The 20,491-nt window shown below is 70.9% G+C and carries 16 protein-coding genes and 9 tRNA genes; 21 read left to right on the top strand and 4 right to left on the bottom strand.

Annotation, left to right across the window (positions count from 1 at the left end; all coding sequences use genetic code 11):
• Positions 1–99: 99 nt before the first annotated feature.
• Genes Actob_RS31325 through Actob_RS31315 form a run of 3 tightly spaced genes read left to right on the top strand, consistent with a single transcriptional unit; the run spans position 100 to position 2,221 of the window.
• Positions 100–795: a FadR/GntR family transcriptional regulator gene (locus tag Actob_RS31325; protein WP_284915454.1), complete on the top strand. Its 696-nt coding sequence runs from the start codon at positions 100–102 to the stop codon at positions 793–795.
• The gene (locus tag Actob_RS31320) at positions 792–1,619 is read left to right on the top strand and encodes a sterol desaturase family protein (protein WP_284915453.1); all 828 of its coding nucleotides are present in this window, start codon (positions 792–794) and stop codon (positions 1,617–1,619) included. The genes Actob_RS31325 and Actob_RS31320 overlap by 4 nt, the downstream gene beginning before the upstream one ends.
• Positions 1,616–2,221 (top strand): lysoplasmalogenase, encoded by a 606-nt coding sequence (locus tag Actob_RS31315; RefSeq protein ID WP_284915452.1) that lies wholly within the window; start codon positions 1,616–1,618, stop codon positions 2,219–2,221. Before Actob_RS31320 ends, Actob_RS31315 begins: the two co-directional genes overlap by 4 nt.
• A 463-nt stretch (positions 2,222–2,684) precedes the next feature.
• On the opposite strand, the gene Actob_RS31310 is transcribed toward Actob_RS31315, so the two are convergent.
• Positions 2,685–3,245 carry a TetR/AcrR family transcriptional regulator gene (locus Actob_RS31310; protein WP_284915451.1) on the bottom strand — a complete coding sequence of 187 codons (561 nt, stop codon included), beginning with the start codon at positions 3,243–3,245 and terminating at the stop codon, positions 2,685–2,687.
• A 73-nt stretch (positions 3,246–3,318) separates the two neighbouring features.
• On the opposite strand from Actob_RS31310, the gene Actob_RS31305 reads away from it, so the two are divergent.
• Positions 3,319–4,758 (top strand): MFS transporter, encoded by a 1,440-nt coding sequence (locus Actob_RS31305; RefSeq protein ID WP_284915450.1) that lies wholly within the window; start codon positions 3,319–3,321, stop codon positions 4,756–4,758.
• Positions 4,759–4,803: 45 nt separating this feature from the next.
• Here Actob_RS31305 and Actob_RS31300 read toward each other — a convergent pair whose 3' ends face one another.
• Entirely contained in the window at positions 4,804–5,082 is a 279-nt protein-coding gene (locus Actob_RS31300) for a hypothetical protein (protein WP_284915449.1), read from the bottom strand.
• Positions 5,083–5,472: 390 nt separating this feature from the next.
• On the opposite strand from Actob_RS31300, the gene Actob_RS31295 reads away from it, so the two are divergent.
• The 10 genes from Actob_RS31295 to Actob_RS31250 all read left to right on the top strand — a co-directional run bounded on the left by Actob_RS31295 (position 5,473) and on the right by Actob_RS31250 (position 7,098).
• Positions 5,473–5,544 (top strand) — tRNA-Trp (locus Actob_RS31295).
• A gap of 115 nt (positions 5,545–5,659) precedes the next feature.
• A tRNA-Ala gene (locus Actob_RS31290) sits at positions 5,660–5,733 on the top strand.
• Positions 5,734–5,746: 13 nt separating this feature from the next.
• Positions 5,747–5,819, top strand: a tRNA-Arg gene (locus Actob_RS31285).
• 123 nt (positions 5,820–5,942) lie between these two features.
• A tRNA-Gln gene (locus Actob_RS31280) sits at positions 5,943–6,016 on the top strand.
• 4 nt (positions 6,017–6,020) lie between these two features.
• Positions 6,021–6,095: transfer RNA gene (locus Actob_RS31275), tRNA-Leu, on the top strand.
• 5 nt (positions 6,096–6,100) lie between these two features.
• Positions 6,101–6,175: transfer RNA gene (locus tag Actob_RS31270), tRNA-Ala, on the top strand.
• Between the two features lie 3 nt (positions 6,176–6,178).
• Positions 6,179–6,269: transfer RNA gene (locus tag Actob_RS31265), tRNA-Ser, on the top strand.
• Positions 6,270–6,271: 2 nt separating this feature from the next.
• A tRNA-Pro gene (locus Actob_RS31260) sits at positions 6,272–6,346 on the top strand.
• 17 nt (positions 6,347–6,363) lie between these two features.
• Positions 6,364–6,437: transfer RNA gene (locus Actob_RS31255), tRNA-Pro, on the top strand.
• A 238-nt stretch (positions 6,438–6,675) separates the two neighbouring features.
• Positions 6,676–7,098, top strand: coding sequence for a hypothetical protein (locus tag Actob_RS31250; protein ID WP_284915448.1), 423 nt, complete (start codon positions 6,676–6,678; stop codon positions 7,096–7,098).
• A gap of 244 nt (positions 7,099–7,342) precedes the next feature.
• Here the strand turns inward: Actob_RS31250 and fusA are convergent, their stop codons facing one another.
• A complete protein-coding gene (fusA, locus tag Actob_RS31245) occupies positions 7,343–9,253 on the bottom strand; it encodes an elongation factor G (protein WP_284915447.1) in 1,911 nt (636 codons plus the stop codon).
• A 250-nt stretch (positions 9,254–9,503) separates the two neighbouring features.
• Between fusA and Actob_RS31240 the strand changes: the two genes are divergently transcribed.
• From Actob_RS31240 to Actob_RS31215, 6 genes are all read left to right on the top strand, one after another.
• Positions 9,504–10,121, top strand: coding sequence for a CPBP family intramembrane glutamic endopeptidase (locus Actob_RS31240; RefSeq protein WP_284915446.1), 618 nt, complete (start codon positions 9,504–9,506; stop codon positions 10,119–10,121).
• Positions 10,122–10,248: 127 nt separating this feature from the next.
• On the top strand, positions 10,249–11,823 hold the full coding sequence (locus tag Actob_RS31235; protein WP_407653418.1) for a DHA2 family efflux MFS transporter permease subunit: 1,575 nt from the start codon (positions 10,249–10,251) through the stop codon (positions 11,821–11,823).
• A 145-nt stretch (positions 11,824–11,968) separates the two neighbouring features.
• A complete protein-coding gene (locus Actob_RS31230) occupies positions 11,969–14,320 on the top strand; it encodes a sulfatase-like hydrolase/transferase (protein WP_284915444.1) in 2,352 nt (783 codons plus the stop codon).
• A 21-nt stretch (positions 14,321–14,341) separates the two neighbouring features.
• A complete protein-coding gene (locus Actob_RS31225) occupies positions 14,342–15,253 on the top strand; it encodes a formylglycine-generating enzyme family protein (protein WP_456319230.1) in 912 nt (303 codons plus the stop codon).
• A 487-nt stretch (positions 15,254–15,740) separates the two neighbouring features.
• Positions 15,741–16,346 carry a helix-turn-helix transcriptional regulator gene (locus Actob_RS31220; RefSeq protein ID WP_284915442.1) on the top strand — a complete coding sequence of 202 codons (606 nt, stop codon included), beginning with the start codon at positions 15,741–15,743 and terminating at the stop codon, positions 16,344–16,346.
• Positions 16,347–16,452: 106 nt separating this feature from the next.
• Complete coding sequence (locus tag Actob_RS31215) at positions 16,453–17,013, top strand: VanZ family protein (protein ID WP_284915441.1); 561 nt, start codon at positions 16,453–16,455, stop codon at positions 17,011–17,013.
• Here Actob_RS31215 and Actob_RS31210 read toward each other — a convergent pair.
• Positions 16,949–18,085, bottom strand: a complete 1,137-nt coding sequence (locus Actob_RS31210; RefSeq protein WP_284915440.1) for a glycosyltransferase — start codon at positions 18,083–18,085, stop codon at positions 16,949–16,951. The genes Actob_RS31215 and Actob_RS31210 overlap by 65 nt on opposite strands.
• 408 nt (positions 18,086–18,493) lie before the next feature.
• Here Actob_RS31210 and Actob_RS31205 point away from each other — a divergent pair, with 408 nt between their 5' ends.
• On the top strand, positions 18,494–20,458 hold the full coding sequence (locus Actob_RS31205) for a nucleoside-diphosphate sugar epimerase/dehydratase (protein ID WP_284915439.1): 1,965 nt from the start codon (positions 18,494–18,496) through the stop codon (positions 20,456–20,458).
• Positions 20,459–20,491: the final 33 nt, after the last annotated feature.

Here is a 20,491-nt window from a genome sequence, read left to right as displayed (position 1 = left end):
GCCGACACGACAGCCGGGGTGGCGACACCCCGGCTTTCTCGTGCCTCGACTGGTCCAACCAGTTGACGGGTTGATGTGTCGCCCGGCACACTGCCGTCCATGGATTTCGATCCCGCACCCCGGCAGTCCGTCTCCGACCACGTGTTCGGGCAGCTGCGCGACGCCATCGTGAGCGGCCGCTACCCGGCCGGCGACGCGCTGCCCAGCGAGCGTGAGCTCGCGGCGACCTTCGAGGTCAACCGGCACGCGATCCGGGAGGCACTGCGCCGGCTGCAGCAGCTCGGGCTGGTCAAGGTCAGCCAGGGCGGCGCCACCCGGGTGCTGGACTGGCGGGCCACCGCCGGGCTCGACCTGGCCATGGCGCTGACCACGGCCGAGGACGTGCTGCCCGTCGAGACCCTGGCCCGCGACGTGCTGGAGATGCGCGCCTGCATCGGCGCCGACGCCGCCCGGCTCTGTGCGCTGCGGGCGACGCCGGAGGCGAAACGACGGGTGAGCGACGCCGTGGAGGCCTACGCCGCCGCGGTTCCCGACCTGCCCACGATGCGACTGGCCGACCTCGCGCTGTGGCGGCGGATCATCGAGGGCTCCGGCAACATCGCGTACCTGTTGGCCTTCAACAGCCTCACCGCCGGGACGCTGGCGGTCGGGCAGGTGCCGGCCCACCTGCGTACCGAAGAAGTCCTGAACGTGGCCGCCCACCGCAAGCTCGCCGCCCTGATCGAGGCCGGCGACGCCGCCGAGGCCGAGGAGGCCGCGCGCGGCCTCCTGCAAGCGAAGGAGACCGTCCGATGATCCCCGCCGTCCTCTACGCCGTCCCGGCGTTCCTGCTGCTGATCGTCATGGAGGCGCTGTCCTACCGTTTCCTGCCCGACGACGAGGAGCGCGGCTACGAAGCCCGCGACACCGCCACCAGCCTGACCATGGGCGCCGGCAGCCAGGTGATCGGCTTCCCGTGGAAGCTGTTCACCGCGGTTGTCTACGCCGGCCTCTACGTGCTCAGCCCGATCAAGCTGGACCCGCACCACTGGTGGGTCTGGGTGCTGCTGTTCTTCGCCGACGACCTCGCCTACTACTGGTTCCACCGGCTGCATCACGAGGTCCGGGTGCTCTGGGCCAGCCACGTGGTGCACCACTCCAGCCAGTTCTACAACCTGTCCACCGCGCTGCGGCAGAGCTGGACCCCGATGACGTCGCTGCCGTTCTGGCTGCCGCTGGCGCTGCTCGGCCTCCCACCGTGGATGATCTTCCTGCAGCAGTCGATCAGCCTGGCGTACCAGTTCTTCCTGCACACCGAGCGCGTCGACCGGCTACCCCGGCCGATCGAGTGGTTCTTCAACACGCCGTCGCACCACCGGGTGCACCACGGGTCCAACGATCCGTACCTGGACCGCAACTACGGCGGCATCCTGATCATCTGGGACCGGCTGTTCCGCAGCTTCGAGCCCGAGGGCGAGCCGGTCACCTACGGTCTGACCACGAACATCACCACCTACAACCCGCTCAAGGTGGCGACCCATGAGTACGCGGCGATCTGGCGCGACCTGCGTGCCGCGACGACCTGGCGGAACCGTCTCGGCTACGTGTTCGGCCGTCCCGGCTGGCAGCCGGCCGGATGAAGCGGAAAGTCTTCATCGCCGTCGCGATCCTCGAGGTGATCGCGGTGGCGGCCGACTGGCCCGCCCTGCAGTGGCTCACGAAGCCCCTGCTCGCGCCCCTGCTGATCTGGTATGTCGGGGAGCGGAACCGGCTCAGCGCCGCCCTCGCCTTCGCGTTCCTCGGCGACGTCGCCCTGCTGCTCGACGGCCGGCCGGCCTTCCTGGCCGGGATGCTCTTCTTCCTCGGCGCCCAGCTCTGCTTCCTCACCGCGTTCCTGCGCCGCGCCCGGCCGCGGGTACCCGCCTTCGCCGCCTACGCGATCGTCTGGGCCGCCGTGAACGCGCTGCTCTGGAGCCGCCTCGGCGCCCTGCGCCTCCCCATCCTGATCTACAGCCTGGCCTTGGCCGCGATGGCCGCCGCAGCCGTCGGCGTCTCCCGCCGCACCGCCCTCGGCGGCGCCCTCTTCCTGCTCTCCGACCTGATGATCGGCGTCGGCGCCGCCGGTCTGCACCTCCCCGCCTCCGGCGTCCTGATCATGACCACCTACGCCGCCGCCCTCTATCTGATCGTCACCGGCTTCGCCGCCCGGAAACCCGATGTGGCGTACGCCCACAGCGCCTGACCGGTCCGAAAAGGTGATGCCGGCGCGAGTCACGAGGCCGTCCCGGGAGTGAGCCGGCCTCGTGTATTTGTCGGGGCGGGTGCCGCTCTCGTCGGCTGCTGCCCGAGATGTCCAATGCGGTGCCGGCCCGAGGCAACCCGGTTCCCGTCCACCCGGTAGGGCCCAGCGCTGTCCGGCCCACTCCGCACTGCCCGGCTGGTTGTGGTGGTGGTGTCGGGGCCCGGGAGGGGGTCGTGGCGACCAGCCGTGGTCTTGGCTGGTCGTGGTGGTGGTGTCAGGGTCCGGGAGGGGACCGTGAGGACCAGCCCGGGGTTGGCTGGTGCGGCGAGTTCTTGTCCGGCTGGGGCGACGGGCTGGCGCGCGGGCCGAGACACGGGCCGTGGGCAGCGGAGCTGGCGGCGGACTGCGAGTAGCGGACCGTGGGTGGCGAGCCGTGGTCGCGCGGGGATGCGTCGGGGCTTTGTCAGGGCCGCGCGCGGATCCCGTCGAGGGCGAAATTCAGCACCCGGTCACGCTGCGCCTCGTCGACGAACGCGCCGGACACCAGACCGGAGATCATCCGCAGCACGTCGTCGAAGCTGGCGTCGGCGCGCACCGCGCCGGCCTCCCGGGCCCGCGCCATCAGCGGCTCGCCGGCGGCGTACATGGTGACCCGGCAGGCCTGGAACAGCTCCGAGTCCCGGTTCAGCGCGTCCACCACGGCGCGTTTGGTCACCACGTAACCCACGAACCGGTCCAGCCAGGCGCGCAGCGCGTCCCACGGCGGCAGCTCCGCCACCGTCTCGGCCGCCGCGCTCAACTGGCTGATCTCCTCGACGTACACCGCCTCGAACAGATCCCGCCGCGTCGGAAAGTTCCGGTACAGGGTGCCGATGCCCACGCCGGCCCGCCGGGCGATCTCCTCCAGCGACGCGTCGGTGCTCTGCTCCGCGAAGATCTCCCGGGCCGCGGCGAGCAGCGCGTCGAAGTTGCGCCGCGCGTCCGCCCGCTGCGGGCGCCGCACCGCGACCGGCACGTCAGGCATGGAGACCCTCCTCACATCACTCCGGCCGCCGTCGACTTGCAAAACGGAGGCACCCCTCCACTAATCTGGAGGCATGCCTCGACTTTATCAGGCGACCCCGCGAGTCACCTTCTCGGTGCTGGCCGCTGCCGCTGCCGCGTTCGCCCTCATGCAGTCCCTGGTCACCCCGGTGCTGCCGACCATCCAGCAGGACCTGCACACCAGCACCGGTACGGTCACCTGGGTGCTCACCGCCTGGCTGCTCGCCGCCTCGGTGGCCACCCCGCTGATGGGCCGGATCGCCGACACCATCGGCAAGGACCGCACCCTGCTCGTCGCGCTCGCCGCCATCGCGGTGGGCTGCCTGCTCGCCGCGGTCGCCCCGAACGTGACGGTCCTCATCGTGGCCCGCGTCGTGCAGGGCCTCGGCGCCGCTGTCTTCCCGGTCTCGTTCGGCATCATCCGGGACGTCTATCCGCCGAACCGGGTCTCCTCGGCGATCGGCATCCTCGCCGCGGTGATCGCCAGCGGCAGCGGGCTCGGCATCGTGCTGGCCGGCCCGATCGTCGGCTGGCTCGACTGGCGCTGGCTGTTCTGGATCCCGATGGTCGCCGTCACCCTGGTCGGCATCGCCGCCTGGCGCGTCATCCCGCCGTCCCCGGCCGGCGTGCGTGGACGGATCAACTGGATCTCCGCCGGGCTGCTGGCCGGCTGGCTGGTGGCCCTGCTGCTGCCGCTGAGCAAGGGCACCACCTGGGGCTGGACCGCCACGCGTACGGTCGGATCCTTTGCTCTCGCCGTGGTGTTCTTCGCCGCCTGGATGGTCACCGAGCTGCGCTCGGCCGAGCCACTGATCGACATGCGGATGATGCGCCTGCCCGCGGTCTGGACGACCAACCTGGTCTCGCTGCTGTTCGGCGCCGCGATGTTCGGCGTCTTCGCCTTCGTCCCGCAGCTCATGCAGGTCCCGTCCAGCACCGGCTACGGCTTCGGCGCCAGTGTCACCACCGCCGGCCTGCTGATGCTGCCGATGATGGTGACCATGGCGGTGTTCGGCTCGCTCAGCGGCCCGCTCACCCGCTGGGTCGGCAACAAGGCGCAGCTGCTCATCGGGGCGGGTCTCGGCACGCTGGCCGCGCTGAGTCTGGCGCTCGCCCACCACGACCGGGCCGTCGTCGCGGTCACCGGTGCGGTCTTCGGCATCGGCCTCGGCCTGCTCTACTCGTCGATGATCAATTTGATCGTGCAGAGCGTGCCGATGCACCAGACCGGCGTGGCGAGCGGCATGAACACCAACATCCGGACGATCGGCGCCTCGATCGGCACCGCCGTCGTCAGCTCCGTGGTGACCGGCCATCACGGCCCGCAGGGCCTGCCCGCCGAGTCCGGCTACACCGAGGCGTTCCTGCTGCTCGCGGCCGCCAGCGCCGCCGCCTTCCTGGTCGCCCTGCTGGTCCCGGCCCGGCGCGCCGTCACCGCGTCCCCGGCCCCCGCGCCGACGACCCTCCCGGAGCTCACTCCGGTCGAGGTCTGAGCCGCACCGCGACGCCGGGCCCCGGCTCAGGGGCCCGGCGTCAATTCATCGGTACGACCCCTCGTCATCCGGCTCTTCCGTGTTCCGCTCGATCAGGTCGTCAGCGGCCTCGGGCTCGACCGCGCCACCTCCACCGGGCTCACCGGAGTCGGCCGCCGCACCGCGCTCGACCGAGTCGTCGGCAGCGCCGCGTTCGATCATGTCCTCCGTCGGCTCCGGCCGCGCACTGTCCTCGCCGTCCACCGGCTGTTCACTGACATCCGCCGAACCGGGCCCATCAGTGGTCACGAACTCGGCGAAGCTCTCAGGCTCAAGATCGCTCATGCCTCCGATATACCCCAGCCGGCCCGCGGCGATGCGTTGATCCGGGATACCTCACCGGATACCGCCGGTTAAATGCGTTGCCGGTCCCGGAGGCCGCTAATACTGTGTGCTTCAACAGCGAGCCGGACGGGCCGAAAGGCCGGCGGCGAACCGATCAGGGGAGGGGTGAGACGATCATGCGGTGGCCGATCGCCGGTATGGCGCAGCGACAGATGCCGCGCGGTGCGAGTGCCATGGCGCGACCCGGTCGTCTCCAGGCAGCCCTGATCGTCGGCCTGCCGGTTCTCAGTGAGCCGTGGCGTGGTCCGGAGTGGTGGCGAGGCTAGCAATCCCGCTAGCGTCGATCAGCCGCCCTCCCGATCCGGGACCGGGCGGTTTTCCTTTTCCCTTGCGGGTGTAGCTCAACGGCAGAGCGACAGACTCCAAATCTGTTGGATGCGGGTTCGAATCCTGCTGCCCGTGCGTCTGATCCCGGCTCTTCGCCGGTGCTCGTGATCCTTGACAACTCCACAGTGGATGACACACATCATCATCGGTTCCGGTCGCCGGCATCCCGCCGGCGGCCGGGCGGAACAATGGGCTTGTAGCGCAGTCCGGTAGCGCACCGGTTCGGCAGACCGGGGGTCGGCGGTTCGAATCCGCCCAGGTCCACGCACTCTTTCAAGTCTCCGTAGCTCAGCGGACAGAGCACCGGATTACGGATCCGGGTGTCGGGAGTTCGAATCTCTCCGGGGACGCGTCACATGTCATCGCCCGCGGCTGCGAAAGGCCGGACCACCGGACGGGCGACGCGACAGCGAGCCGTCACCGGCTCGCGTGGTGGGCACGGTGAACGCCGGTGACGACTTGGTTCCACGCATTGCGAGCTGGTGCAATCTGGCAGCACGTCCGGCTCTGAACCGGAAGGTTGGAGGTTCGAGTCCTCCGCTCGCAGCAATGCCCGGGTAGCCCAAACGGCAGGAGGCACACCGCTCAGGACGGTGGAAGTGCGCGTTCGAATCGCGCTCCGGGTACGCAAGGGCTCGTAGCTCATTCTTGGTAGAGCGCCGCTCTCGCACAGCGGAGGTGGCCGGTTCGAATCCGGCCGGGTCCACAGGGAGAGTTGGCCGAGTGGTCTAAGGCGGCGGATTGCTAATCCGTAGTGGGGGTCACGACCCTCACCGAGAGTTCGAATCTCTCACTCTCCGCACGGGATGTGGCGCAGCTTGGTCAGCGCACCGGCCTTGGGTGCCGGGGGCCGTGGGTTCGAATCCCGCCATCCCGACGTGGCAGAAGAAGGAACGGGTCGTGGCGCGGCCTGGCAGCGCGCTCGCCCCGGGAGCGAGAGGCCGCCGGTTCGCATCCGGTCGGCCCGACGTCGGAGACGCCAGCCGATGGGCGCCGGCCGCCGCCGCGTACGCGGTGGAAGGCGGCGATGCCTCGCCGGTTCGAGTCCGGCCGGGGCGCGGAGTGTGTCATCCACTGTGGGATCACCGCAGGCGGGCCGGCTGCCCACCCGCCCCTCATAAGGGTGGTTCGCCCGGATCGACACCGGGGCCTGCGACAGATTATTTGGCGCGTTCATCGATGCGCCGCGGTCGTACGCTGGATCGCATGGAGCTGCACTGGTGGTCGATCGAGGTCTTCGACGGGCCGCGGCTCTCCGCCGCCCGCTGGCAGGACTCGTATGGGAACGCGCTGGTCGAGGCCGCCGTCACGCACGGGGCTTACGACTGGGCTTGGCATCGGCACTCCTGGGGAGTGCTTTTCGAGATCGCTTTCCGGACGGACGAGCGGTTCGCGGACTTCCGTGCGCTGCCGGCCGTGCGTGCCGCCCTCGACGCGGTGCCCGATCCGGTCAACGGGCTGCTGGTCTATCCGGGGCGCGGTGGCAGCTCCGGCCGGGTCCAGCCGCGCCGCCCGCTGCCGAAAGCCGGCGCGGGCGCGGCCCCGATCCCGGTCGAGCCGGCCCGCACCGAGGTGCACCTCGGCCCCACGTTCCCTCCGGTCACCACCGGCGGCATCACCGCGGCCTGAGAAGACCCGCGCGCGAGAAACGCGAGTGGGCCAGCGCGTGCGAAAGCGCGAGTGAGCCAGCGCGCGAGAAAGCGCGAGAGTGCCCCGCGCGAAACCGCCTCCATTGAGCCAGCGCGTGTGAAGGCGCGAGTGAGCCAGCGCGCGAGAAAGCGCGAGAGTGCCCCGCGCGAAACCGCCTCCATGCGAAAGCAGCGCCGCACCAGAGGCCCCTCCCGAGTCACCAGACACGAGAGGGGCCAACCGATCACGCCGCCGGGCGATAACCCGCCGGCCGGCTGGTGAACGTCCCCCGGCCATGCGTCCTGCTGAGCAACTGCGTCGCATAGCCGAACAACTCCGCCAGTGGCACGAGCGCCGTCACCGTCCGTACCCCCGAATCGGCGATCTGGCCGCGCCGGGCCGCGAGGTCGCCGAGGACCGCGCCCAGCGTCTCCGCCGGAGCGCTCACCGTCACCTCCGCGACCGGTTCCAGCACCCGCATCTCGCAGGCGCGCAGCGCCTCCCGCAGGCCGAACCGGCCGGCCGCGCGGAACGCCATCTCGGACGAGTCCTTCGGGTGGGTCTGGCCGTCGGTCAGCGTGACCCGCAGGCCGGTCACCGGGTGACCGCCGAGCGGCCCCTCGGCGAGCGCCTCCCGGCAGCCCGCCTCGACCGCGCGGATGTACTCGGCCGGGACCCGTCCGCCGGTCACCGCCGAGGCGAAGGTGAACCCCTCGGCCGGGGCGACGTCCAGCACGACGTGCGCGAACTGGCCGGCGCCACCGTCCTGCTTGACGTGCCGGTAGAGCAGGCCGGTGACGCCGCGCCGGACGGTCTCCCGGTACGCCACCCGCGGGCGGCCCATGGTCACCGCGACGCCGGTGCGCCGGCGCAGCTTCTCCACCGCCACCTCCAGGTGTAGTTCGCCCAGCCCGGAGAGCAGGGTCTGGCCGGTCTCGGCGTCCAGGCGTACCGAAAGGGCGGGGTCCTCCTCGGTCAGCGCGGCCAGCGCTGCCGGAAGTCGCAGGGCGTCCTGGCGGGTCCGGGCCTCGACGGCGACCGAGACCAGCGGCTCGCTGCCGCGCGGCGCCTCCAGCAGCACGGGATTGTCCCGGCCGGCCAGCGTGGCGCCGACCCGGGCCGCCTTGACCCCGGCGACGGCGACGATGTCGCCGGCCACGGCCCGGTCGATCTCGGTGTGCCGGTCCGCCTGGACCCGCAGGATGCGGGCGATTCTTTCGGTACGACCGGCGCCCACGTCCACCACGGTGTCCCCCTTCGTGATCGTGCCGTCGTAGACGCGCAGGTAGGTGAGGCGGCCGGTTCTCCCGGTGTCCACCTTGAAGACCAGCGCGGCCAGGCCGTGGTGCCGGTCGCCGGCCGGGGCCGGGAGATAGTCGACGACGGCGTCGAGCAGGGGCTCGATGCCCTTGTCCCGATAGGCGGAGCCGCACAGGACGACCACCGCCTCGCCGCTGAGGGTGAGGTCCCGCAGCGCGGTGCGCAGTGTGCTGTCCGCGACCTCGCCCAGTTCCGCCAGGACATCGGGGTGCAGTTCGGCGACCTGCTCCTCGAGCCGCTGTCGTGCCTCCCGGGCGTCGGCCGGAATCTCCGGACTTTCCGACAGGACGCCGTCGTCCCAGGTCAGCGTCCGCATGCCGACCAGGTCGACGACGCCACGGAACCCGGCCTCCTCGCCGATCGGCACCTGCACCACCAGCGGAACGACGTCCAGCCGCTCCCGGATGGACGCGACCACGCCGGACAGCGAGGCGCCGGCCCGATCGAGCTTGTTGACGAACGCGATCCGCGGCACGCGGTGCCGGTCCGCCGCCCGCCAGACCGCCTCGGACTGCGGCTCGACGCCGGCCACCCCGTCGAACACCGCGACCGCCCCGTCGAGCACTCGCAGCGACCGCTCCACCTCGTCGGAGAAGTCCACGTGCCCGGGAGTGTCGATCAGGTTCAGCCGGTGACCGGCCCAGTCGCAGCTGACCGCCGCGGCGAAGATGGTGATCCCACGGTCGCGCTCCTGCGGGTCGAAGTCGGTCACGGTGGTGCCGTCGTGCACCTCACCGCGCTTGTGGGTGGTGCCGGTGGCGAAGAGGACGCGCTCGGTCAACGTGGTCTTGCCGGCGTCGACGTGCGCGAGGATGCCGAGATTGCGGACACGCATGATGGTCGGTTCTTTCGATGCGGATCGGTCGAGGGACGCGCGCCCGCCCGGCCGCCGAGGTCGGAACACTCAGGCGGTCAGGGACGTCCAGCCCCGGTGGCGCGGCCGGGACCGGGCACACCAGACACGAGGATCAGGTCGTATCGCGACACGGGGGTCCACATGATCGGGTCCCCCTCTCTCCGCTGTTCCGAACTCGCTGCAAGGTAGTGCGCCCGGCCGGCCGGAGTCGAGCGATTTATTCTGAGGAATGTCCTCCGCGCTGGCGGTGCTCCTGCTGATCATGGTGGCGGTGCGCCTCTGGACCGGCTTCGGGCCGGGCTGGGCCCAGCCCGTCACCGGGCCGCTGGCCGCCGCGTCGCTGGTCGCGGTCTCCGGCCTCACGTCCGGGCAGGTGGGACTCGCGCTTTCCGGCTTTCGGTACGCGCTGGGCGGCGTCCTGGCGATCGGGCTCGGTTATGCCGTGGCGATCCGGGTGCCGGCGGCGCGGCGCTTCTTCGGTACCTCCTACGAGCGCCCGTGGTACACCTCGCTGGTCGCGATTCCGCTGGCCACGGTGGTCTTCGAGGAGGTGGCGTTCCGCGGCGTGCTGTGGGGGACGATCGACCGGGACCACGGGCCGGTCTGGGCCACCGGGGTGACGGCGGTGCTGTTCGGGCTCTGGCACCTGGGTCCGGGACGCCCGTGGACCGACGCGGTGGTCACCGGTGTGGCCGGTGTGGTGCTCGGTGCCCTGCGGTTTCTCGGTGGCGGATTGCTCGCTCCGGCCCTGGTGCACTGGGCCGCCGACGGGCTCGGCGTGGCGGCCGCGGTCCGGGTGCGCGAATCCGCGCCGCAGTGGGGAGCGACACAGTCCGGTGCCGGATAATGGGGAGGTGGCCCCCGGCGGGCGGGGACTACGCTCACGCCGTGACATGGCGGGCCCAGGGGGCTGAGCCCGCCGCATCTGTCCGGACAATCCGCCGCATGGGCCCATGCGGCCATGGGAGTTTCTTTTGAGTAGTCAAGCCCAGGCTGCGCCAGCCAAGCTCGACGCGGCCGTCTTGAAGATCGCCGGGGTTGTCGTCCTCGGCGCCATCATGTCGATTCTGGACATCACCGTGGTGAGCGTCGCGCTGCCCACGTTCCAGAGCGAGTTCGACGCGACCTATGCCGAGGTCGCGTGGACCATGACCGGTTACACGCTGGCCCTGGCCACGGTCATCCCGCTGACCGGCTGGGCGGCCGACCGGTTCGGCACCAAGCGCCTCTACATGACGGCGCTGCTGCTGTTCACCATCGGCTCCGTCCTCTGCTCCACCGCCGACAACATCGGCCAGCTGGTGGGCTACCGGGTGCTCCAGGGCCTGGGCGGTGGCATGCTGATGCCGCTCGGCATGACGATCATGACCCGGGCCGCCGGTCCGGAGCGGATCGGCCGGCTGATGGCCGTGCTCGGCATCCCGATGCTGCTCGGCCCGATTGGTGGCCCGATCCTCGGTGGCTGGCTGATCGAGGCCGCCAGCTGGCACTGGATCTTCCTGATCAACCTGCCGATCGGCGCTGTCGCGCTGGTCTACGCGTGGTGGGCGCTGGAGAAGGACAGCCCGGAGCCGTCCGAGTCGTTCGACTTCCTCGGCATGCTGATGCTCTCGCCCGGTCTCGCCTCGTTCCTCTACGGCGTGTCGTCGCTGCCCGGGGAGGGCAAGTTCACCGCCACCAAGGTGTGGGCGCCGATGCTCGCCGGCGCGCTGCTGGTGATCGGCTTCGTGGTGTACTCGTTCAAGCCGAAGCACCCGCTGCTCGACCTGCGTCTGCTGCGCAACCGGAACCTGAGTGTCTCGACGATCACCCTCGCCGTGTTCACCATCGCGTTCATGGGCGCCGGCCTGCTCTTCCCGAGCTACTTCCTGCAGATCCGTGGCGAGTCGACGCTGAGTGCCGGCCTGCTGATGGCGCCGCAGGGCATCGGCGCTATGGTGACCATGCCGATCGCCGGCATGCTCGCCGACAAGATCCCGGTGGGCCGGACGGTGCCGTTCGCGCTGCTGCTGATCGCCGCCGGCTTCTTCACCTTCACCCAGGTCGACACCGACACGTCCTACGTGCTGCTGTGCGGCTCGCTGTTCGTGATGGGCCTCGGCATGGGTGGCACCATGATGCCGATCATGACCTCGGCGCTGAAGACGCTGACCCACCACGAGGTGGCCCGGGGTTCCACCCTGCTGAACATCCTGCAGCAGATCGCCGGCTCGGTCGGAACCGCGATGATGTCGGTGATCCTCACCAACCAGCTCAACGACTCCCCGGTGATCCCCGGCATGGCCTCCCCGACTGGCGACCCGGTCACCGAGGCGGGTGCCGCCATCGCCGCACAGCAGAACCCGCAGATCGCCGCCGCCGTCCCGCCCGACCTGCTGGAGCGCGGGCTGAACTTCGCCGCCGACTCGTTCGCGACGACGTTCTGGGTCGGTTTCGCGCTGACCCTGCTGACGCTGATCCCGGCGTTCTTCCTGCCCCGCAGGCGCCAGGCGGCCCAGCTGCTCGACGACCAGGGTGCCGCCGCGGCCACCCCGATCGTCCTGCACTGACGGCTTCACCACGAAGGCGCTCCCGGCTCCGGCCGGGGGCGCCTTCGTCGTTCCCCGATTCGTCCCGACGGGGTGAGGTGATGCCGGGACATCAGGTGTTCGGTGAGCGGGAGAGGCCGGGCCCGGCCGTGGGGGAGAGGCTCAGATGGCATTCACCGAGTACCAGCCAGGCAGCGCGTTCACCGGGGTGATCGGACGGACCACCGACGAGTCGAGTCCGGCGTGGCCGCGGCCGCGGCGGGCAAGACCCGGCGCGCCCAACGTCGTGGTGGTGGTGCTGGACGACACCGGGTTCGGGCATCTCGGTTGCTACGGCAGCCCGATCGAGACGCCTCATCTGGACGCGCTCGCGTCGAACGGCCTGCGCTACAGCAACATGCACACCACGGCGCTCTGCTCGCCGTCCCGCTCGTGCATCGTCACCGGTCGCAACCACCATGCGAACGGGATGGCCGCCATCACCGAGCTGGCGACCGGCTATCCGGGGTACGACGGGCTGATCCCGTTCGAGAACGGGATGCTGTCGGAGATCCTGGGCCAGCAGGGCTACAACACGTACCTGGTCGGCAAGTGGCATCTGATGCCGTCCGAGCAGGAGTCGGCGGCCGGGCCGTTCGATCGGTGGCCGCTGGGCCGGGGCTTCGACCGGTTCTACGGCTTCCTCGGTGGCGACACCAGCCAGTGGTACCCGGACCTGGTCCGCGACAATCAGCAGATCGCGCCGCCGGCCACCCCCGAGCAGGGCTACCACCTGACCGCCGACCTGGCCGACCAGGCGATCTCCTACATCGCCGGTGCCAAGCAGGTGGCCCCGGACAAGCCGTTCTACCTCCATTTCTGCCCCGGCGCGACGCACGCCCCGCATCACGTGGCCAGGGAGTGGGCGGACCGCTATCGGGGGCGGTTCGACGAGGGCTGGGACGCGTACCGCGAGCAGGTCTTCGCCCGGCAGAAGGAGCTGGGCGTGGTCCCGGCGGACGCGGAGCTGTCCCGGCACGACCCGGACGTACCGGACTGGTCCTCGCTGCCGGCGGACGCCCGCCGCCTGGCGATCCGCAGCATGGAGGTCTTCGCGGGTTTCCTGTCCCACACCGACCACCACATCGGCCGCCTGATCGACTTCCTGCGCCGGATCGGCGAGCTGGACAACACGCTGATCATGGTGGTCTCCGACAACGGCGCGAGCGCCGAGGGTGGGCCGGGCGGCACGACCAACGAGACGCAGTTCTTCAACAACGCCCCCGAGCCGGTCGAGGACAGTGTGGCGCGCATCGACGAGCTGGGTAGCCCGAGCACCTTCAATCACTATCCGTGGGGCTGGGCCTGGGCGGGCAACACGCCGTTCCGCCGCTGGAAGCGGGAGACCTATCGGGGTGGCTCATGCGACCCGTTCCTGGTCCACTGGCCGCGTGGCATCCGGGCCCGCGGCGAGATCCGGTACCAGTACGCGCACATCGTCGACATGGTGCCGACCGTGCTGGACGCGCTCGGCGTCGAGCCGCCGCCCACCATCCGGGGCGTCAGCCAGGCGCCGATCCACGGGGTCAGCTTCGCGCACACCTTCGACGACGGTTCCGCCGCGACCCGGCACCACACCCAGTACTTCGAGATGTTCGGTCACCGGGCCATCGATCACGACGGGTGGCGAGCCGTCTGCCCGTGGCCCGGACCCTCGTTCGCCGAGGCCGGCCGGCCGTTCGGCGCCCCGATCACCGCGGAGGCCCTGAGCCGGCTCGACGCGGGATCGTGGGAGCTCTACCACGTGGCCGAGGACTTCGCCGAGAACCACAACGTCGCCGACCGGCATCGGGACCGGTTGATCGCGTTGATCGGACTGTGGTACGTCCAAGCCGGACAGTTCGGTGTCCTGCCGATCGACGGCAGCGCCGTGGAGCGGCTGATGACCGAGCGTCCGCAGCTCACCAGGGACCGCACCAGCTACACGTTCTGGCCGGGCACCGAGTCGCTGCCGTACGCGGTCGCCCCCCGGGTGCTGAACCGCCCGCACCACATCAGCGCGGACGTCGACATCCCGGCCGGCGGGGCCGAGGGAGTGCTGCTCAGCCAGGGCGCCAACACCGGCGGCTACTCGTTCTACCTCAAGGACGGCCGGCTGCACTACGACCACAACTACGTCGGCCGGGCGGTCCACTCGGTCTCGTCGCCCGACCGGGTGCCGGAGGGACGGCACACCCTGCGTTTCGAGTTCGAGCCGACCGACAAGCCGGACATCGCGCGAGGCATCGGGACGCCGGGGCGGGCGCAGCTCTACATCGACGGTGAGCTGATCGCTCAGTCCGACCTGCCGGTGACCACCCCGATCATGTTCAGCCCGGGTGGCATGGCCTGCGGCGCCAACCCGGGGTCGCCGGTCACCCCGGCCTACCGGTCGCCGTTCCGGTTCACCGGCACCCTGCACAGCGTGACGGTCGACGTGAGCGGCGACCTCATCGTCGACACCGAGAGCGAGATCCGGGTGGCGCTGGCGCGCCAGTAGCCACCGAGGGAGGTCAGCGGGATGGCGGAACACGGTCCCGGAGGATGCTGCGGCCCGGCGCGCGTGGTGACGGACGGAGCGGGGACGTCTCCACCGTCGCCCCCGCCGGCCGGGTCCGTCGTCGCGGACCTGGTCGCGCTCGGCGGGGGGACGTTCCGGATGGGCAGCGACGACCGATACGCCTACCAGGAGGACGGTGAGGGACCGGTCCGGCGGGTGCGGGTCGCGCCCTTCGAGATCGCGGCCACCTGCGTGTCGAACCTCGACTTCGCCGCCTTCGTCGACGCGACCGGCCACCGCACGACGGCCGAGCGCTGCGGAACGTCGTTCGTCTTCGCGGGCCTGCTCCCGGACGACTTCCCGCCCACCGCCGCGGTGGCCGCGGCACCCTGGTGGCGGGAGGTGCCCGGAGCGTGCTGGCGGCGTCCCGAGGGAGGCGCCTCGACGCTGGACGGCCGGGGTGACCATCCGGTCGTCCACGTCAGCTGGGACGACGCCGTGGCGTACTGCCGCTGGGCGGGACTGCGCCTGCCGACCGAGCCGGAGTGGGAGTACGCCGCCCGCGGTGGCCTGGACGGCATGCGCTTCCCGTGGGGCGATCAGCTGCGGCCCGGCGGCGAGCACCGGATGAACGTGTGGCAGGGCGACTTCCCGGCCCGCAACACCCTGGCCGACGGCTACCTCGGCACCGCCCCGGCCGGCGCGTTCCCGCCCAACGGCTACGGCCTGTACAACATGACCGGCAACGTCTGGGAGTGGACGGCCGACCGGTTCGGCGGCGACCGGCTCGCGGATGATCGTCGCGCGCTGCGCGGCGGGTCGTACCTGTGCCACTCCTCCTACTGCTTCCGCTACCGGGTCTCGGCCCGGATGGGCAACACCCCGGACAGCAGCACCGGCAACATCGGCTTCCGATGTGCTCGCTCGACCTGACCAGGGCGCGAGGCGGCGGCCCGAGAAATGATCAATATGGTTATCGAAAACGGTCGCGAAAGGGTGATCTCTTTCGTGGAATGTGCGCCGGGACGGTTCTTTTCCGGCGGGGCCTGATCAACGACCGATGTCCGGGAACCCCCTATTTGTATAGCTTGGTGGGCAAATGCGGAAGGGGGAGTCGGGATGAACCGCCTGTTCCGGTCGCCGGATTCGTTGATCCGGTGGACCTGACTCCGTCGAACGGCCGACAGAAGGTGCGCAGAGTGTGCCCGGCGGTTACGTTAGGTAGGTGACCCGCGCTCGTCGGCGGTGGCACGAAACCCTTTTGACCTGCCCCACGGCGTACCGTTGAAGATCTTTATCGGATCGACTTGTGCCGCACTCGCAGAATGGACCGCGAGTCGTCTAAGAATTGGTGCGTCGAGCGTTCCAGACGGTTCGGCGCCGGGTCTCGGCCCGGTGCCCATCGACGATGGGTGGTGTGATGATCCGGGTCGTGGTGGTCAGAGACGAGGGGTACTTCGGCGTCCCGGTGCGCACGTTCCTGGAGACGGAACCGGACATGCATTACGTGACCACCTTGCCGATCAATGCCGATCTCGCGCCCCGCGCGGCGCAGTTGTGGCCGGCGGTGATCGTGATCGACACGGAGTACATGGTGAGTCAGGTGCTGCCGATCGCCGACGAGTTGCACACCGCCATCCCGTCCTGCGCGATGCTGCTGCTCTGCGACCCGTCCAAGCGCGGCATGCTCCCGCCCCGCCGGTGGAACGGCGGGATGAACTTCTTGGTGAAAAGCGCCGCCTCGTCCTCGCTGGCGGACACCGTGCGCCGGCTGGCCGCCGGCGAGCGGGTGGTCTCGCCGATGCTCCAGGCCGCCTCGCTGAACACCGACCGTGGGCTGAGCACCCGGGAGCTGGAGGTGCTCGGCCTGGCCGCGGAGGGCGAGTCGGTGAAAGAGATCGCCGGCCGGCTCTACCTCTCCGGTGGCACGGTCCGCAACTACCTGTCCGCGGTGATCGCCAAGACCGGCGCCCGCAACCGGCTCGACGCCATCCGGATCGCCCGCAAGGAGGGCTGGCTCCGGTGACCTCAGAGCGACGGACCGACTCGGTGGGGGAGCTCACCCGGCGCGCCGGGGTGGGGTTCGCGAGCGCGAGGAGCGACGCCACCGGGGTCGCGTAGCGTGGGTTTCGATGCGCGTTGAACAGTTCGACATCCCGGCGTTGCCGGTGCTGCTGCCACTCGGCGGCATCCTGATGGTCCTGTCCTGGTGGTGGCTGCGCCGGCGGGATCGGCTCACCACCCGCCGCCTGCTCGCCGCCTGGGCCCTGTCGTGGTACGCGGTGGCGGTGCTCGGCGCCACCATGCTCCCCGCGCACTTCGTCTGGGGCCCGGACTCCGGCCCGGCGGACACCTACCGCATCCTGCTGGTCCCGACGCTCAGCATGCGCCGCCGCGACTTCGTCCTGAACACCCTGATGACCCTGCCGCTGGCCGCGCTGCTGCACCTCAACTTCGGCATCGTGAGCCGGCTGCGGGTGGTCCGGATCGGCTTCCTCCTGAGCCTGTGCGTCGAGCTGACGCAGCTGGTGCTGATCCTGACCGTGCACGGCACCCGGTGGACGGACGTGAACGACCTGCTCTCCAACACCATCGGCACGATCTTCGGGTACGTCGCCTGGCACCGGCTCATGCGTTCCACCCGCCTCCGCCGGGCAGTGACGGGCACCCGGGAAGTGGTGCGGTCAGGGTGAGCCGCTCGTAGACCTGCTCGACAGCGGCGGCCAGGTGGTCCGCGTCGTACCGCGGACCGGCCGTGCGGGCCGGCAACCGCGCCCCGCGTCGTTCCTGGTGGCAGAGCACCTCGGCGCGCAGCGACCGGGGCAGCGACTCCCTGTCGTACGGGGAGAGCCGGTGGGTGCCGCGGACCGGCGCCCGGGCGGCGGCGCGTTCCTCCAGCGGCGGGCAGGCGGCGTAGACGGCGGGCAGCCCGGCGGCGATCGCCTCCAGCACCGCCAGTCCCCAGCTGTTGCGGTCCGGTGAGGCGAAGATGTCCATCGCGCAGAGCATCTCGCGGGGGTGCCGCACGGTGCCGGCGAACAGCACCCGGTCGGCGATCCCCTCGATGATCGCGAGCTGTTCCAGGGCGAGCCGGGCCGGGCCGTCGCCGACCAGCAGCAGGACCGCGCCGGGCACCTCGGCCACCGCCCGGATCAGCAGGTCGAACCGCTTGGCCGGGGTGAGCCGGCCGGTCACCCCGATCACCGGGACGTCGCCGGCCACGCCGAGCCGGGCCCGCGCCGCGGCCCGCAGCGCCGGGTCGAACCGGAACTCGGCCGGGTCGATGGCCCGGGGGATGGTGGCGATCCGCTCGTCCGGCACACCCCAGCCGCGCAGCCGGCCGGCGATCGCCGCGGTGGCCGCGATGGTCATCTGTCCGAGCCGCTCGCTGAGCAGGTAGAGCGGCCCGAGCCGGGTGGCGCCGGCCCGGCCCAGGTGGTGCTCGGTGGCGACGATGTGCGGGACGCCGGCCAGCCGGGCCGCGATCCGGCCCTGCACGCACGCCCGGTACAGGTGGGTGTGCACCAGGTCGAAACGGCCACGGCGGATCAGGCGGCGCAACCGTACGATCGCCGCCAGGTCCCGGTCGCAGCCGGTGTTCAGTTCGTGCACCGGGATCCCGCCGGCCTGGATGGCGCGGGCCTCGGTACCGGGCGGGGAGAGCGTGACCACCTCGCTGTCGTGGGGCAGCCGGCGCAGCAGCAGCCGCAGCTGATGCTCGGCACCGCCCTCCGCCGCAGTGCTGATCACATGCAGCACCCTCATGTCGTTCCCCCAGTCGCATAGACGACAGAACGCTTGCGACGGCTCCTTCGAGAACGGTGCCGGAATGGAACTCGAAGCGGAAGTCGCAGATGTCACGTCTAAGGTGAGGATCATTCACCGTCGATATGACATCCTCCGCCGAATGGCCGGTGCGGCGGCTCCGAATGGTGTTGGCGAAATAGCGATCGAGGGCCTGCCCTGGACAGATAGCGGAACATGAGAAGTTCTCGCGTAGGCCGTGACAATTGCTACTGTAATCGACTCCCCAGCGGCTGGAACGCTGAATGCCACGAATGGCCCTGAGTGCGGCCGAAGCGAATCTTGAAACGCCATTTCCGGCTCCTGGAAATACGCCGAAGCAACGGATCCACGGCCGGTTGTCGCCGGCATCGTACGAGGGGGAATCCCATGCAGACACGGCGAGCCGTTGCCGGCGAACCGGCAGCGGACGCATCAGTTGGCGCCTGGCCCGGCCGGGCGGCGCCGTGGTTCCGCGCGGCGCTGCCCGGCCGGGCGGCACGGGCCGGCGCCGACGCGCTCGCCCTGGCCACCGCCCTGCTGGTGGCCACCCTGCTCCGCTACGACGGGCACCTGGCGTACCTCGACGGCGGCGGCCTGACGGAACTCACCGCGGTGGCCGTGGCGGTGCAGACCGTCGCCGGGCTGCGGTTCGGCCTCTACACCGGCCGCTGGTCGTACGGCTGCTTCGAGGAGATCCTGGCGCTCGCCAAGACCACGGCGGTCACCATCCCGGTGGTGTTCGCCCTGGACACCGTGCTGGGCCGGCTCGCCCCGCGCTCGGCGATCATCGCGGCCGGGCTGATCGGCCTGGTCCTCGCGGCCGGCGTCCGGTACGCCGTCCGCCTGCTGCAGGACCAGCGACTGCGGCCCAGCCCGGAGTCCGGCACCCGGATCGTCGTGATGGGCGCCGGCGAGGGCGCCACCCAGGTCATCCGGGCCATGCTGCGCGACCCGTCCAGCCCGTACGTGCCGGTCGCCCTGCTCGACGACGACCCGACCAAGCGCACCCTGCAGATCATGGGCGTGCCGGTGGCCGGCAACCGGCACGCGATGGCCGAGGTGGTCCGCCGGTTCCGGGCCGAGGCCGTGGTGATCGCCATCCCGAGCGCCGGCGCCGACCTGGTCCGCAACCTGACCGACCTGGCCGCCCCGCTCAACGTGGACGTCAAGGTCGTGCCGCCGGTGGTCGAGCTGTTCGGCCGGACCGTACGGGTCGAGGACATCCGCCCGGTCAGCCACGCCGACCTGCTCGGCCGCCGGGAGATCAGCATCGACCTGGCGGCGGTCGCCGGTTACCTGGCCGGCCGCCGGGTCCTGGTCACCGGCGCCGGCGGCTCGATCGGCTCCGAGCTGTGCCGGCAGGTCGCCCAGTTCAACCCGGCCCGGCTGGTGATGCTGGACCGTGACGAGTCCGGCCTGCACGCGGTGCAGCTCTCGCTGGACGGCCGGGGCATGCTCGACGACCGCAACCTGGTCGTCGCCGACATCCGCGACCAGCAGCGCCTCGACGAGGTGTTCGCCGAGCACCAGCCGCAGGTGGTGTTCCACGCCGCGGCGCTCAAGCACCTGCCGCTCCTGGAGATGCACCCGTCCGAAGCGCTCAAGACCAACATCCTGGGCACCTATCAGATCCTGCAGACCGCGATCCGGCACCACGTGGACCGCCTGGTGAACATCTCCACCGACAAGGCCGCCGACCCGTGCAGCGTGCTCGGCTACTCCAAGCGGATCACCGAACGGCTCACCGCCGCCGCCGACGCGGCAGCCCCCGGCACCTACACCAGCGTCCGGTTCGGCAACGTGCTCGGCAGCCGCGGCTCGGTGCTCACCGCGTTCGCCGCGCAGGTCGAGGCGGGCGGCCCGATCACCGTGACCGACCCCGACGTGACCAGGTACTTCATGACCGTCCAGGAGGCGGTCCGGCTGGTCATCCAGGCCGGCGCGGTGGAGAGCCACGGTGAGGTGCTGGTCCTCGACATGGGCGAGCCGGTCCGGATCGCCGACGTGGCGAAGCGGATCGCGGAGAGCGCCGGCGGGCACATCCAGATCGTCTACACCGGGCTGCGGCGCGGCGAGAAGCTGGCCGAGGTGCTGCTCGGCCCGGCCGAGCCCGACCACCGGCCGCACCATCCGCTGATCTCGCAGGCGCCGGTGCCGCCGCTGGACGGCGCGGTGCTCTCGCTGATGGACCCGGCCGCGCCCCGCGAGGACCTGATCGCCGTGCTGCGCTGGCTCGCCGAGAGTCCCGCGCTGCCCGGCCGCGCCGAGACGCCCGCTCCGGCGCCGCGCTCCGGCGGGCGCTCCGGCAGGCGCCAGGCCGAGTTCACCATGCGCCTGGGCCGGCATCCATGAGAAAAGCCAGATCAACACCCACTTTTCGTACGG

Origin of the sequence: Actinoplanes oblitus, from assembly GCF_030252345.1 — a bacterium.
Lineage (GTDB): Bacteria > Actinomycetota > Actinomycetes > Mycobacteriales > Micromonosporaceae > Actinoplanes > Actinoplanes oblitus.
The sequence above is the reverse complement of the archived record's forward strand: the minus strand, read 5'-3'. Positions and strand labels throughout refer to the sequence as shown.

What these genes read in the sequence shown, in the direction of transcription:
- Actob_RS31315 (WP_284915452.1), top strand. Translation starts at nt 1,616, where the DNA reads ATGAAGCGGAAAGTCTTCATCGCCGTCGCGATCCTCGAGGTGATCGCG.
- Actob_RS31310 (WP_284915451.1), bottom strand. Translation starts at nt 3,245, where the DNA reads ATGCCTGACGTGCCGGTCGCGGTGCGGCGCCCGCAGCGGGCGGACGCG.
- Actob_RS31250 (WP_284915448.1), top strand. Translation starts at nt 6,676, where the DNA reads ATGGAGCTGCACTGGTGGTCGATCGAGGTCTTCGACGGGCCGCGGCTC.
- Actob_RS31205 (WP_284915439.1), top strand. Translation starts at nt 18,494, where the DNA reads ATGCAGACACGGCGAGCCGTTGCCGGCGAACCGGCAGCGGACGCATCA.
- Actob_RS31320 (WP_284915453.1), top strand. Translation starts at nt 792, where the DNA reads ATGATCCCCGCCGTCCTCTACGCCGTCCCGGCGTTCCTGCTGCTGATC.
- Actob_RS31230 (WP_284915444.1), top strand. Translation starts at nt 11,969, where the DNA reads ATGGCATTCACCGAGTACCAGCCAGGCAGCGCGTTCACCGGGGTGATC.
- Actob_RS31215 (WP_284915441.1), top strand. Translation starts at nt 16,453, where the DNA reads ATGCGCGTTGAACAGTTCGACATCCCGGCGTTGCCGGTGCTGCTGCCA.
- Actob_RS31305 (WP_284915450.1), top strand. Translation starts at nt 3,319, where the DNA reads ATGCCTCGACTTTATCAGGCGACCCCGCGAGTCACCTTCTCGGTGCTG.
- Actob_RS31210 (WP_284915440.1), bottom strand. Translation starts at nt 18,085, where the DNA reads ATGAGGGTGCTGCATGTGATCAGCACTGCGGCGGAGGGCGGTGCCGAG.
- Actob_RS31240 (WP_284915446.1), top strand. Translation starts at nt 9,504, where the DNA reads ATGTCCTCCGCGCTGGCGGTGCTCCTGCTGATCATGGTGGCGGTGCGC.
- Actob_RS31300 (WP_284915449.1), bottom strand. Translation starts at nt 5,082, where the DNA reads ATGAGCGATCTTGAGCCTGAGAGCTTCGCCGAGTTCGTGACCACTGAT.
- fusA (WP_284915447.1), bottom strand. Translation starts at nt 9,253, where the DNA reads ATGCGTGTCCGCAATCTCGGCATCCTCGCGCACGTCGACGCCGGCAAG.
- Actob_RS31220 (WP_284915442.1), top strand. Translation starts at nt 15,741, where the DNA reads ATGATCCGGGTCGTGGTGGTCAGAGACGAGGGGTACTTCGGCGTCCCG.
- Actob_RS31225 (WP_456319230.1), top strand. Translation starts at nt 14,342, where the DNA reads ATGGCGGAACACGGTCCCGGAGGATGCTGCGGCCCGGCGCGCGTGGTG.
- Actob_RS31325 (WP_284915454.1), top strand. Translation starts at nt 100, where the DNA reads ATGGATTTCGATCCCGCACCCCGGCAGTCCGTCTCCGACCACGTGTTC.